Origin of the sequence: Acinetobacter lwoffii, assembly GCF_019048525.1 — a bacterium.
Classification (GTDB): domain Bacteria; phylum Pseudomonadota; class Gammaproteobacteria; order Pseudomonadales; family Moraxellaceae; genus Acinetobacter; species Acinetobacter lwoffii_K.
The window spans coordinates 1-13,864 of record NZ_CP077370.1; the positions used below are offsets into that span (position 1 = coordinate 1).

At 37.1% G+C, this 13,864-nt stretch carries 10 protein-coding genes, 7 pseudogenes and 1 other annotated feature; of the genes and pseudogenes, 5 read left to right on the forward strand and 12 right to left on the reverse strand.

Features of this window, described 5'->3' with window-relative positions; all coding sequences use genetic code 11:
• Nucleotides 1–88: 88 nt before the first annotated feature.
• The 3 genes and pseudogenes from I6L24_RS15255 to I6L24_RS15265 form a co-directional block, all read left to right on the forward strand.
• Nucleotides 89–370: pseudogene (locus I6L24_RS15255) on the forward strand (ISNCY family transposase); the annotation flags it as partial.
• Nucleotides 364–728: pseudogene (locus I6L24_RS15260) on the forward strand (IS3 family transposase); the annotation flags it as partial. The pseudogenes I6L24_RS15255 and I6L24_RS15260, both read left to right, overlap by 7 nt.
• Before the next feature lie 197 nt (nt 729–925).
• Entirely contained in the window at nt 926–1,387 is a 462-nt protein-coding gene (locus I6L24_RS15265; protein ID WP_004647839.1) for a DIP1984 family protein, read from the forward strand.
• A gap of 386 nt (nt 1,388–1,773) precedes the next feature.
• Here the strand turns inward: I6L24_RS15265 and I6L24_RS15270 are convergent.
• From I6L24_RS15270 to I6L24_RS15295, 6 genes and pseudogenes are all read right to left on the reverse strand, one after another.
• Nucleotides 1,774–2,992 (reverse strand): annotated as a pseudogene (locus I6L24_RS15270) (IS3 family transposase).
• Nucleotides 2,601–2,717 (reverse strand) — a sequence feature (AL1L pseudoknot). Its footprint overlaps the pseudogene before it by 117 nt.
• Nucleotides 2,993–3,075: 83 nt before the next feature.
• Nucleotides 3,076–3,606 (reverse strand): annotated as a pseudogene (locus tag I6L24_RS15275) (sulfite exporter TauE/SafE family protein); the annotation flags it as partial.
• Nucleotides 3,607–3,647: 41 nt separating this feature from the next.
• Nucleotides 3,648–4,142: a flavin reductase gene (locus tag I6L24_RS15280; protein WP_005093807.1), complete on the reverse strand. Its 495-nt coding sequence runs from the start codon at nt 4,140–4,142 to the stop codon at nt 3,648–3,650.
• A 98-nt stretch (nt 4,143–4,240) separates the two neighbouring features.
• Nucleotides 4,241–5,284 (reverse strand): methionine synthase, encoded by a 1,044-nt coding sequence (locus I6L24_RS15285; RefSeq protein ID WP_004733166.1) that lies wholly within the window; start codon nt 5,282–5,284, stop codon nt 4,241–4,243.
• Between the two features lie 50 nt (nt 5,285–5,334).
• Complete coding sequence (locus I6L24_RS15290; RefSeq protein ID WP_004733167.1) at nt 5,335–6,318, reverse strand: putative oxygenase MesX; 984 nt, start codon at nt 6,316–6,318, stop codon at nt 5,335–5,337.
• A 168-nt stretch (nt 6,319–6,486) separates the two neighbouring features.
• Nucleotides 6,487–7,542, reverse strand: a complete 1,056-nt coding sequence (locus I6L24_RS15295; protein WP_004733168.1) for an AbiTii domain-containing protein — start codon at nt 7,540–7,542, stop codon at nt 6,487–6,489.
• 171 nt (nt 7,543–7,713) lie between these two features.
• On the opposite strand from I6L24_RS15295, the gene I6L24_RS15300 reads away from it, so the two are divergent.
• Nucleotides 7,714–8,382, forward strand: a complete 669-nt coding sequence (locus I6L24_RS15300; protein WP_004647714.1) for an epoxyqueuosine reductase QueH — start codon at nt 7,714–7,716, stop codon at nt 8,380–8,382.
• Here I6L24_RS15300 and I6L24_RS15305 read toward each other — a convergent pair.
• The 4 genes and pseudogenes from I6L24_RS15305 to I6L24_RS15320 form a co-directional block, all read right to left on the reverse strand.
• Complete coding sequence (locus tag I6L24_RS15305) at nt 8,379–9,770, reverse strand: methylenetetrahydrofolate reductase C-terminal domain-containing protein (protein WP_004733169.1); 1,392 nt, start codon at nt 9,768–9,770, stop codon at nt 8,379–8,381. The two genes, I6L24_RS15300 and I6L24_RS15305, sit on opposite strands and share 4 nt — an antisense overlap.
• A gap of 188 nt (nt 9,771–9,958) precedes the next feature.
• Nucleotides 9,959–10,060: pseudogene (locus tag I6L24_RS15310) on the reverse strand (putative oxygenase MesX); the annotation flags it as partial.
• 24 nt (nt 10,061–10,084) lie between these two features.
• Nucleotides 10,085–10,201 (reverse strand): annotated as a pseudogene (locus tag I6L24_RS15315) (transposase); the annotation flags it as partial.
• 50 nt (nt 10,202–10,251) lie between these two features.
• Nucleotides 10,252–11,457: a tyrosine-type recombinase/integrase gene (locus I6L24_RS15320; RefSeq protein WP_216986647.1), complete on the reverse strand. Its 1,206-nt coding sequence runs from the start codon at nt 11,455–11,457 to the stop codon at nt 10,252–10,254.
• A 302-nt stretch (nt 11,458–11,759) separates the two neighbouring features.
• Here I6L24_RS15320 and I6L24_RS15325 point away from each other — a divergent pair, with 302 nt between their 5' ends.
• A complete protein-coding gene (locus I6L24_RS15325; protein ID WP_004281816.1) occupies nt 11,760–12,191 on the forward strand; it encodes a PPC domain-containing protein in 432 nt (143 codons plus the stop codon).
• A gap of 118 nt (nt 12,192–12,309) precedes the next feature.
• Here I6L24_RS15325 and I6L24_RS15330 read toward each other — a convergent pair.
• Together I6L24_RS15330 and I6L24_RS15335 are read right to left on the reverse strand one after the other, a co-directional pair.
• Nucleotides 12,310–13,284 (reverse strand): annotated as a pseudogene (locus I6L24_RS15330) (IS481 family transposase).
• Between the two features lie 202 nt (nt 13,285–13,486).
• Nucleotides 13,487–13,837, reverse strand: coding sequence for a hypothetical protein (locus I6L24_RS15335; protein ID WP_004281821.1), 351 nt, complete (start codon nt 13,835–13,837; stop codon nt 13,487–13,489).
• Nucleotides 13,838–13,864 lie beyond the last annotated feature (27 nt).

The window sequence follows — 13,864 nt, forward strand, 5'->3', positions numbered from 1 at the left end:
AGTGTTGTAAGCCCAAAATAGAAATGTCCGCTTTTAGAATGTGCACTTTTGCAATTTCCTTAGCGGACGGTTTGATATGTTGGTGTCTATGTCGGATAAAGAACTTAAACGATTGTCGGTCTTGCAGGAAATCTGCGATCAACGCATAACTCAATCCCAGGCTGCTCAGCTACTTCTACTTCATATTTCAGAATGTCAGGTCAGACGCTTACTGCAGAAATACAAAGTTCAAGGTCCAGCTGTATTAGCCCATACGGGTCGTGGCCAAACCAGCAATTCCAGGCTTTCTGAAGAACTCAGACTCAAGTGCCTCAATATTGTTTCTGATCAACTGCATGGTTTCGGACCAACCTTGGCGCATGAAAAGCTTATTCAACAGGAGTTATGGTTCATTCTGACCAAGGCAGTCAGTACTGTAGTCGTGCTTTTAGAGCGCTATTATTGACGAATAACTTTATTCAAAGTATGTCAGGCAGTCTTGCGCAGTACACTGCTCATGTTGGGACAATGCAGTGACTGAAAGCTTCTTTCATACATTGAAAGGTCATGTAATCCATGGCAGTGTGTTTGCCACTCGAAAAGAAGCGAATGCTGTCCTGTTCGACTATATCGAGATTTATTACAATCGAATCAGAATACATTCTGCAAATGGCTGGTTAAGTCCTGAAGCCTTTGAACAAAAATATTGTAAGAATTTAGAGGGATCGAATGTCCATAATACTGTCTAGGATCAGATAAAGGATTCTGCATCTGAAAAAAAGGCCTTTAGCTTAATTCTGAGCTTCGACTAATGACAAAATATAAGACTTCTACCTCTGAAAATTGTAAAAAATCAATTTTTTTGATCTTTAAAGAATGAGGATATAGTATTTGTAAAATTACTTAGCTGCTTAAAACTTAATTCTAATTGGTTAATAGGTGAAAAATGAAATTAGCAGAAGCTCTCTTACTTCGAAGTGATCAACAAAAAAAAATTATTTCACTAAAACAACGTATCAATGCAAATGTATTGGTACAAGATGGTGATAAACCATCTGAAGATCCAAATGAACTATTGAAACAAGTATTTTCTTTAATTCAAGAATTTCAAAAATTAAGTTATGCAATTCATGAAACTAATGCTTTAACAAAATTAAATGATGGTCGTTCTCTACTTGCTTTATTGACTTTGCGTGATGAATTTGTAGAACAGCACAAAACCCTAACTGCAGCAATAAGTAATACATCTCGTGAATCTGATCGTTATAGTACGCGGGAAATAAAGTGGCATAAAGTTATTCCAGTTTCATCATTACAAAAACAAGCTGATGATATTAGTCTTAAATTACGTGATTTAAATGTGTTAATTCAGTCGAATAATTGGAAAATTGATTTGATTGAAGCCTAATAGTCCTTTAGATATAATCAAGTTGAACATACTGGGCGAGTACAAGATCCCTTACTTCCACAACATAGGATTGTAAATAAAGTGTAGTGGCTTGCAAAGCAAGTGGATAAGCTTAAAATTTTAAGTACAAATCAATCCATCACTTGGCATAACTCAAATCTTTGTGCGAACAAAGTTACACGTTACTTATAACTACCATGTACTGACAGTATGTTCACCTCAATTACTAAAAATAAAGAAATGAGCAAGCATCAGCTCAACTACATTTCTATTTTTAATTCGGTTCGGCTTTGTTGCATAACGAGCTGAAAAACAGATTTTGAAAACAGCAGATTCAAATCACAAGTTGAACCGTACCGGGTTTGTCGGAGACTTTTTTATTTAAGTTAGGCCACCTGACCTAACGGGTTAATCTTGTCATAGTACATTGCTTCAAACTCAAAAGGTGATACAACCCAGTGCACTGTGTACACGCTTTTTATTGAACCAATCTACCCAGTTTAGTGTTGCAAGTTGTACATCTGCTAAACCTTGCCAATCTGCTTTTAGATATTCAATCACCTCTGTTTTGTATAAGCCATTCACCGTTTCAGCCAGAGCATTATCGTATGAATCACCAGTTGTACCGACTGATGCTCGTAAATTTGCAGCTTCTAAACGATTGGTATAGCGAATAGAAAGATATTGAACACCTCTATCGGAATGATGAATCACATTCTTTGGCATGCCTCGATCGTGCAATGCATTGCTCCAATGCATCGAGCACCATATCTGTATTCATTCGTGTAGATACTTTCCATCCAACTATTGCTCGTGAGAACACATCAATAACAAATGCGGTATATACCCAGCCTGAATGAGTTTGAATATAGGTAAAGTCACCCACCCATAGTTGGTTTGGATGATCAGCATTAAAATTACGTTTCACTAAATCATCTGCCCGTTTTTGGTCATCTCGGTTACGGGTGGTTTGTTTATTCTTACCACGCCAAACACCTTGTATACCTAGCTTTTGCATCAATCGAGCAACAGTACAGCGTGCAATAATATAGCCTTCACGTTTCAGTTTTTGCCAGACTTTACGTACACCATACCGACCTGAACTTTCCTTCCAAATTCGTTTAATCTCCTCAGCATGATGCAAGTCATGTAAATCTCGCTTTGCTCGATGTTCTGGATTTTCGCAGAGATCTAGAGTCCGGTAATAGGTTGAAGCTGCGATCGGTAAAATCCTACAAATCGCATCAACACCATATAAGTCTTTATTGTTATGGATGAAATCCACCATTATTTGTGTGGGCGGTCGAGCTCCGCCTGGGCGAGAAAAGCGGCTGCTTTACGTAGAATTTCATTGGCACGCTTTAATTCTTTAATTTCACGTTCCATTTGCTTCATTTTTTCTTGATCAGATATCTGTTGTACTTTAATAGGATTTTGCTGATCTAAATGCTTTTGATGCCAGGCACGAAGTGTTTCAGGAGTACAACCAATCTTAGGCGCAATTGCTGTGATTTCAGCCCAAGTAGAAGGATAATCTTTTTCAGATTCAATCAATAATTGAACCGCTCTTTCTCTGATTTCAGGGGTATATTTTAATTTTGTCATCGGGACACTACGCTTCGCTACGTCTTGCGAAGCAATGCTTCTCATCTCAGAATATTGAGTCTCCGACAAACCCGGTACGGTTCAGCCTTCTGCATGACCACACCATAGCGATTCAGATATGGAACCGTCAGACTTCCACCACCAATACCAAAGATTGCTGATGCAACCCCAATCACACTACCTGCAGCAACTTGTTGACCTGATGAGGGTAACGTTTTCGTTGGGTCAATTGCTTTTTTGGCACCTGTAAACATCGTATATGCGACCCAAATCAGAAATAAGCCAACAATGATTTGTAGATGTAATCCTGATATCAAACCAGCAACACCTGCCCCAAAAAAACAACCAATCGCCATAGGTGGCGCTAGATTTTTAAAAACAGGCCAAATCACAGCACCAGTTTTATGATGCGCCATCAATGAGCTAATCGAGGTTACAACAATGGTTGCCAAAGATGTGCCTAATGCGAGGTGCATAACCACATCGGGGTCATAACCCATTTGAGTAAAGACAATAAAAAGCAGTGGCACAATAATCGTACCACCGCCGACACCAAACAGCCCTGCTGCAAAACCAGCAAAAGCACCGATGACTAAAAAGGTTATAAGTTCCACAATAGACTAACTTTAAAAAATGAAAGGATTAAGGCGTTGAATTAAGCGTGTTCCAACTGACCCACTTGATGATAAGCACGGTTAAAATACACCAGGCTTTCTTCTTGATCGCTTTGTTGAACTTGAAGCACACGACACATGAAAATACTGTGTGTACCCACTTGCTGAATGTCCTGAATTTCACAGTCAAAACTGACCAAGGCATCTTGCAAAATAGGTGAACCAGTTTCCAACGCACTCCACTCACCTAAGTTGAAACGCTCTTCAGAACTGAATTTACTTGAAGCAAAAGCATTTGAAAGCTGTTCATGCTGAGTACTTAGTACGTTTACAGCCAAGACTTTATTTTCAACAAAATGGGCATGTGAACGGGAGGATTGATTCATACAGACCAATAACGTTGGCGGTGTATCCGTCACGCTACATACGGCAGATGCAGTAAATCCATGCATACCTGCTTTACTCGCAGTCGTAATAACATTCACTGCTGTGGTGAGTAAAGACATTGCATTTCTAAAGTCTGTTGCTTCAATCATCTCTTTCATCTCAAATGTACATATCACGTGCTCGTGCTTTAAGTAGAACAAATCATCTTGCAATAATTTGCCCCTGCTTCGCACGAGACTACGTTTGATTAAGCTTCTAGCTCTTTACGAACAATGGCAGCACCTGCGCTTAAAGCCTCAAGCTTGCCACGTGCAACTTGGCGAGAAAGTGGTGTCATACCACAGTTGGTTGAAGGATAGAGTTTATCTGCATCAACAAATTGAAGTGCTTTACGTAAGGTATTCGCCACTTCTTCTGCAGTTTCAACTTTGCTAGTTGCTACATCAATGGCACCCACCATCACTTTCTTACCACGGATCAATTCAATCAAATCCATTGGTACACGTGAGTTTTGGCATTCAAGTGAAATAATATCGAGCTTAGATTGTTGTAGTTTCGGGAATGACTCTTCGTATTGACGCCATTCATTACCTAAAGTTTGTTTCCAATCTGTATTGGCTTTAATGCCGTAACCATAGCAAATATGAACTGCAGTTTCACATTTTAGACCTTCAAGTGCACGTTCTAAGGTTGGTACACCCCAGTCATTCACTTCATCAAAGAATACGTTAAACGCAGGTTCATCAAATTGGATAATGTCTACGCCTGCTGCTTCAAGTTCTAAAGCTTCTTGGTTCAAAATTTTGGCAAATTCCCAAGCCAGTTTTTCACGGCTCTTGTAGTGTCCGTCAAAAAGTGTATCAATCATGGTCATTGGACCAGGCAACGCCCATTTAATTGGCTGACTGGTTTGGCTGCGTAAAAATTTCGCATCGTCTACAAACACTGCTTTTTTACGAGAAACTTCACCCACAACTGAAGGTACACTTGCATCATAACGATTACGAATACGCATGGTTTCACGCTTTTCGAAATCTACACCTTCAAGATGTTCAATAAACGTGGTTACAAAGTGCTGACGGGTTTGCTCACCATCACTCACGATATCGATACCTGCAGTGACTTGCTCATGTAATGATAATTTCAAAGCATCACGTTTAGCTTCTAATAATTCTTCGCCTTCAAGCTTCCATGCAGACCATAATTTTTCAGGTTCAGCTAACCAAGACGGTTTTGGCAAGCTACCCGCAGTTGAAGTTGGGAGTAAAAGTTTCGGTTGTGTAAGCGCCATGTCTAATCTTCTTTGTCTAAATTCGTAAATCTGTTTATCAATTTAATGGATTAAGCAGCTGTTTCGACTTCGAAATTTGCAGCCCATTCATTTAAAATGTCTTGATAAGGCTTAATGAAGTTTTCTTCCGTCCATTTACCTTGTTTAACTGCAAGCTCACCACGTTCCACACGGTCATAGACCACACGTGTAAGTGAATAATCGCCATAGCTTAGACTTGGTTGATACACCACACCTGCAGGAGAGTTGGTGTTGTAAATTTCAGGACGATAGATCCGTTGGAAACTTTCCATGGTCGCAATAGCACTGATCAATTCAAAATCAGTATAATCACGGACTAAATCGCCAGCGAAATAGAATGCTAATGGTGCATTACCACCTTCTGGTTTAAAGTAGCGTACACGTAAACCCATTTTGGCAAAATATTCATCGGTACGTGAATATTCATCATTTTTGTATTCCACACCCAAAATAGGATGTACGTTGGCTGTACGGAAATACGTTTTAGAGGTTGAAACGCTTAAGCAAATGACAGGTTGTTTTTTAAATTCTGCTTTAAATACATCTGAATTGACTAAATGTTGATAAAGCTTGCCATGTAGATTGCCAAAATCTTCAGGTTTTTCACCTACACCACAACCCAATTGTGGCAATACCACGCTGAAGTCGTAATCACGCACATAAGATGAGAAACTATTGCCGATCATGCCTTCAATACGCTCACCTGTTTGATGGTCAATCACAACACTTTTAAGTGTTTCAATAAATGGGAAAGTTTGACCATTACCTTCAATATCAATTTCCGCAGAAATAATGTCAATCTCAAGTGAATAGCGATCACCTTTCGGGTTATCAACGGTTGCCAAGCTATTAAAACGGTTGTTGATCATCGCAAGGGTACGACGCAAGTTTTCTTCACGGCTTTCCCCACGTGCCAAATTGGCAAAGTTTGTGGTTAAACGTGTGCTTTCTGCTGGTGTATAATTCTCATCAAAACGGATACGTTTAATTGAACACTCAAATGCTGTACTCATGGAGATTGCCACCTAAAAATTTTATAAAAAGCTAAATTTCTGAATGGCTATATTTAAACGTGAATAAGAAAGTGAGTAAAACGATATAAATTCAGCTTAAGATGAGAAATACTCATCTTAATAAATTAAAGATGCTGAGGATTTTTAGTTATTCAGTAAGCTAAGCGGCTATCTAAAATCTTTATCTGAAATTGGTAATGTTTTTTGCAACTCTACCAAAGATAATAAATCTCCAACTATCAAGTATGTGTAAATAACATAACGATCAGCTTCTTGCCTAGAAGTAATAATATCATGAGAACCTTTCTGAGCAGCTTTGAAAATAGCATCTAACCGCTCGCCCAAATATTTCATCTGTGAACCAACGATTTCCTCAAATCTTTTAGAGTCTGACTGCTCATCAACATATGCAATAATTCGATTTATATAATTATCCACACCTAATTTAATAATTTTAGTTTTACCATTGTCTAAATTAATAGTCTTATCCTCTCTAGCAGGATAAATCACATCAGCAGTATCTTGTAATATTCGCCTACAACTATGAACAGCATTTGACCAATCCTCTGAATTTTCGGACGTTAAATTCTCATAAACAGATGCAAATTTTTGTGCTGATAATGGTACTAAATCTCCAATTTTTCCGTCTACAAACTTTCTTGTTCTAGAAAAAATATCTGACGTAATTTTTGAATATTTTAGCTCATAATATTTATTAGACACGTATTCGTATACAAAAGCTTGTCGTTTAGTTAGAAATTGAGAGTTCGTGCTAATACCATCTCTTAAACTCTTTCTTTCTAAAAAATTACTAGTGCCACCTGATGAAACAAATTGATTCGGATTAGCTGAACTTATTGAAACATTAGGATCATGTGCAATTTTTAGACTATCCTTCATTGCTTCCAATTCAATCTCCATCGCTCCGATTGACCCTAACTTAGCTTTCTCTACGGTTTTTCCTTCTCCATCTTTATCTATAAAAACTCTTCCAGCTTTTTTACATAAGTCCCATATATCGGGTGTTAAACCATTTGGGCTTGAAGGATAACCACTACTTTCAAAGATAAAAATTCTTTGGTAATCGAATTCATTTAGCAATCTTGCCAATCTACTCGCCTTTAATGCGCAATTAGATAAAGAAGAGGTACTTAACTCAATATTACTAATAATTTCTTCACTTAATTTTAAAGCTTCATTCAATGACTCTTGATTAACTTGCAATGTTCTGATTCCAAAGCATTATTGTAGTTATTCTCTTATATACTTTAGTTCTTATTAAATTTCAATTAGTGAATTTCTTTCATCTTAACCTTAGAAAATATCAGTATATCAAATCCTTACTATCTAATTAAATCGTTAAAATATAGGGTTTAGATTTAAACCCATATAACTATGTCAAACAAACTTGAACGTCAGAAATTGACTCTCCCAGCAGGTCACGACAAGCTTCTGCTTCACTCCTGCTGTGCACCATGCTCGGGTGAAGTGATGGAAACCCTAATTGAATCAGGCATCGACTTTTCGATCTTTTTTTATAATCCCAATATTCACCCTGTCAAGGAATATGAAATCCGTAAGGAAGAAAATATTCGCTTTGCAGAAAAACATAATATTCCTTTTATTGACTGTGATTACGATACAGACAATTGGTTTGCACGTGCCAAAGGCATGGAAAATGAGCCAGAGAAAGGTATTCGCTGTACCATGTGTTTTGATATGCGCTTTGAACGCACTGCCCTTTATGCAGCTGAAAATGGCTTCAGCCTAATTAGTAGCTCATTGGGTATCTCTCGTTGGAAAGATATGAAGCAGATCAATGATTGTGGGCATCGTTCTGCTTCACATTATGAAGGTATCACCTATTGGGACTACAACTGGCGTAAAAATGGTGGTGCTGTTCGTATGCTTGAAATCAGCAAGAAGGAAGAATTCTACCAACAAGAATATTGTGGCTGTGTATACTCCTTACGTGATACCAACCGTTGGCGTATGAGCCAAGGTCGTGATCGCATCAAATTGGGCGTGAAATTTTATTCGAATGCCATGGATGATGAAAGCTAAGCTTCAGTCGCCAGATACCAATTTTTCCAGGAACTGGTTCCACGGACTTCAATGGGTACAGTTGGAATCAGTTTTTCTTTTAGAACGTCAGTCTGTCCCACGGCTTTGGCAAGTCGGGCTTTCACAGAATGAATGCATTCACGATCTCCAAACTCACAGCGATCCAATGTCGTACCACCACAAGGACCATTCGCCAATCCTTTGGGACAAGTTTCAGGGCAAATATATAAAGTATCTCCTAACCTACATTGACCACAACTTTCACAACCCACGATCCCTTGCTTAGAGATAAATTCAGTTTTTAACAATGCTTTTGCTGCAGGCGCATTTTCCCAGAATGAGGCTTTAAAAATAAAATGCCCCACACCTTTGGCAATTTTGGACTCAAATAGAGCCTTGTGCATGAAATGCAATTGCTGATATTTAATAAGCTGGCTAGAGGATAGTTGGCGGGAATAATAAGCTAATTCTGGCACGAGTTCATTTTTAGTCTTCACTTGCCACAGTGCATTCCAGAGTGCTTCGAGTTCCTGTAAACCATAATGTCGATATTGTTCAATATATTTTTCTAAAAGCTTTTGCTCTTCAGGCTTATGGCATGCTGAAAGATGCACACCTGCAAAACCCAAATACTTACACATCAATATTTGTATAGCACAACGTTTATAAGCATTCTCAGTTCGTCCATCCTGTTTTTCCTGAGCCAACACTCGTAACATGTGTGGTGTAATCACAATTCCTGCGACCTTATGTTTCACCATAAAATTGGCACGTGCCAAACTAAGTGGCATAACACAAGCAAGTATATTTTGTGGGTATCGATGACGATTTAAAAAAGCCTTGGCTTGTTTTAAAGCCTCCATATCGTAACCCAACTGGGTAACGATAAAGTCTGCTCCTGCTTTAATCTTTTTGTGAAGTTTTAAATATTGTGCATCACGTTCAGCTTCAGCATATTTAAAGGGATTAAAAGCTACACCAATATGAAATCCACCATAACACTTTGCGGCCATGACCGCATTTACAGACTCTAAATATCGGGTGCGATTCGTTCCATCTTGACCATTTGTATGCCCTTTTAACTTATCACCTGTGAGAAGCAGTAAATTTTTTTGTCCCGAAGCTTGAGTTAATTTTAAGAAGGTCTCAAAATCAGTAATATCCCGACCTTTCCCTGAATAATGGATGATTTTTTCCACTGATGAAGGAAATGTCTTCGCACATTCAAGTGGTGGCAAATCACTATCGGCATGCACTCGATCTGCCAAAGTGATCGCACATGGAAATTCTGCTAAAGACATTGGTACGGCAATGCCCTTAGCAGAACTTAAATATTCCAACAAAATACAAAACTGATTGTGCTTAAAATGAGAAGCAAGCTGTGACATAAAATAAAGTTCAAATAAAAATGATTAAAGCAGGTCGCTATTATATTCGACCTAACAGAATCAGCCCGATTAATCTTAAACAGGCTGATATAGAAAATTTTAGTCAACAATTATGCAATGAATCTATTCACTACATTCAATCAGGCAACTTTCTCATTAGATTCTCGCTCTAATGTGAAATGAAATGCCTATTTTTCAAGAATATTTTGATACGACTTAATGAAGTTCTCTTCTATCCATTTACCTTGCTTAAGATTCAATTGAACACGTTCAACACCGTCATAAACTTTACGAGTTAAGAGAAATCATTATTGTGAACAGACTATTTCTCTAAGGTGATTCATCACAACATGTAATTTATAGCCATAGAACCGGCCCATTGAGCTTTTACCACGAGATGCAATTTTAGATAATGATTTATGGCGGTGAATAGGTTTGTGCAACAAAGCCTATTCTAATTAAAACTTGGATTTCATAACCATTAATTTACAGTACAACTATCAATAAAATCGCCCCACCATTGCATCATTTCCATACGCTGATTAAAATATTCTGCATGATTATAACTTGCACGGGTTTTATTTTTATCAGTATGAGATAGCTGTGCTTCAATCCAATTTGATTGAAATAAACCGGATTCATTTAATATGGTACTAAATGTCGATCGTAACCCATGAGAAGTTAATTCATTTTTAGTATATCCCATTTTTCTGATAATCAAGTTCAGGGTATTAAAATGAATAGGTTTATTATTATTTCGGGGGCTAGAAAACACATATTTCTCGCCATGAGACCAAACGAGTGCTGATTTCACAACTTCAAGTGCTTGATCAGATAGTGGAACAAAAAAATCAGGGATATCATGACCTAAAATAACCTTTCTTCTATATTGTTTAATATGTAAGGCTGGTATTTTCCATATTTTTTTATCTAGATCGAAGTGATGTGGTTCACAAAGCAATAATTCTCCACCACGGACGCCTGTATATAATTTAAATAACAGGGCTTTTTTAATAATAGGATCTGTATTAATCTGATTTAATTTAGCTAAGAAATTAGATAGTTCATCTGAATTCAAATGAGGATAGTTTTTCTTAATCTTATTGTTGACTAATATTTTATGAAGTCCATGTGCAATATTATATTCACAATACCCCATCGCTACCGCATAATCATAAATCTGATTTAAATAACTATAGGCTTTCTTTACAGGTTCTTTTACATTTCTAGATTCTATCTTTTTAATAATCTTAACTAGATCATATCTTTTAATTTCAATAAATGGGATTAGTCCAATATTTGGATAAACATCCTGATCTAAACATTTTTTTGCGAGCTGAATTACACCGCATCGTGGTTCATCTTCAAAGGAATTTTTAATTTTAAATTCTAACCACTCTTCACAAATATCCTGAAAAGTTTTGATGTATTTTTTATGCAGTGGTTTATTTTCATAATTATTAAATTTATATTCATCCCGGACTGATCTGGCCTCTTTCAAGGACATTACAGGATATTCACCCAACTTCATGCGAGGACGTTTATTTGTCCCTGCAAGTGAATAGCGGTAACTCCAAGATTTACGTCCGTTTGGTTCTACCTTCAAACTTAAGCCGTCATCATCTGCCAGAAAATAGATTTTTTCCTTTGATTTAGCTTGACGTACCTTAATTTCAGTAAGACTCATGAATTTTTAACCTAACCACAAATGGCACTGCTCAATTGAATTATAGCAAATTTAAGCGATATTCATATGATGCGTATCATACGCATCACATATTTTTATAAGTAATTGTTAAATAAAATTTATATTTAGATTGGTTATTCCCTAGTAACCAATTAATTAACCATTGATTTTGCAAGTCTTAAATTGGCATTTGAAGTGCAGCCCCATGTTATGACTATTCACATTTCTGCTCTATGATTCATGGTTACTTATTAGTTATGTTATTACGTCAGGAGCGATACAAGAATTAGGGTAACCTTATTATGGAAATAGCGAATACGAAATTACTAGCTGGCGCTTTGATAGCCCTAACTTTAACTATAGTTAGCCCTGTCGTACTTGCAAATGATAACAATGATATACGAAAGACTATTGTAGTTAAATTTGCTAAAAAAGCTCACTCTGCAAATTATTACGGAAGGATAGATGGATACAAGTATGATTCCTACAAATTTTATGCTAAAAAAGGGCAAAAGTTAAAAGTGAAGTTGACTGGAGGAAATGTTGAAGCTTACTTATGGGGTAATCAATTAAAAGACTCCATCAATCTTGGAGAATATTCTCCAGAGCTTGATGATAAGGGTATTTATATTTTACCTGCTTCAGGTGAGTATGAAATTAGAGTATTACAACCTAGATCACAGGCAAGAAAAGATAAAAAACCTCAATACTGGATGAGTATTAACATTAAATAAAGACTTGCTAGATTTTTTTAAGCTTTTATACCAGGGTTCAAAAACTATTGCCAGTTAAACGGGGCGTGATTTTTACGTATATGTTTTTATATTAGTAAAAATGATATAGATACGTAATTCATAGAGATCGTTTCAATTTAGCAATCTCTAAATACATCTTGTAACTGGCATGTTGAATCCGTTCATTTGAGGGGGCGTATTGCTTCTGGACTTCATCTAAGAAAGGAGTTTCTTCACATAATTCAAAGTACCTTTCCATCGGTGTTTTACCTTGCAAAGCTGAATGTGGTCTCATCCAGTTACAGTAATGCTGCCATTCTGCCATTCTGCCAGTTTGCTCTGAATTTCCTCTGAATCGATATCTACAGTAGCGTAGAACTCAGATTTATCAGTCTTTTGTGAGCGCTACCTTGCCATTCAGATGAGGTGAACCCGGTTTATTCGGCCTAAATTTGATCCCATACTGCATCATTTTTTCTGTATTTTTTCAACAAAGAATTCTCGTTCACGATCGGTCTGTATTCGCTGTATGGGAAAAGGCATTTCTTCAATTACACAGTTAAAAAGTCGAGTGTATTCGCAGCTGTTCGGCGTTTATATATCCTTAAAACGCGATATCGTGTGCAGTCATCGATAGATGTGTACTGATATAGTCCAGGACCCAGTTTACAGGTATCCATTTGAATTCTATCGCCTGGTAATGGACGTTCATAACAAATGTAATCTACTTTACGACGGAATTTTTTAATCGGTTTGACTTAATGGGTGGATAGTACTTTATGGATAGTCGCCAAGGACAACGAGACTCCGTGCAGCTCATTAATTCGGTTTGCAAACGTCGAGCACCAAGATTTCTAGCTGAGCGCATTTCCAATATTAAAGCTTCTAGCTCAGCATTGATTTTAGTATTTGGCGATTTTAAGGGACATTTACTATGACTACTTAATCCATCAATACCTTGTTCAGAATATCGTTTCCACCACTTGCGTAAAGTTGGTCTAGAAATGCCACATCTCCGACAAACCAGGCCAGTATTATTGGTCTCTTCAAATAATTTAACCCATACGAGTCTTTGTTGAATTTCTCTGTTCATAGACACCCATTATATTGAAGTGATGTCTATGAATCACACAGATTATCATAAGGCTTTTGAAACTGTCGCACCTCATGTTTGAATTCACCCATTAACAGAGTGCGAATTAGTCCTTGATCATGTTTGACCACATTTCAAGGAATAGTGTCCAACTTTCGGTATGCAGATTATGGTGTGGGGTTCTCTTAAAGTTTAAACCTTATTATTTTACTTCAGTAATGCTGATTGGCTGGTCTTTTACAAATTCAACAACCCCTTCACCACGTTTAAAGTGAATTGAAACTCCATTATTATTAGCTAAACGAATACCACTACCAGCAACTGTTTGCTTTAAACGATATACCATGCCTGAGTTATCAGTCATTAAAGCAGTTTCAAAGTTATCCGATGATTTCAGAAAAATTAATAAACCATTCGGACCAGAAAATTTAAGGACCTGCGTATCAGCTGAAGTATTGCTTGTAGCCTTATCTTGTAAAGTTTCAGTCTTTGGACTCGAAGTACACCCAGTCATTGCTAAAACTAACAAAGTTAAACTTAAAAAATATTTCATTTAACTACCTTTTTTATCTGTAAATCA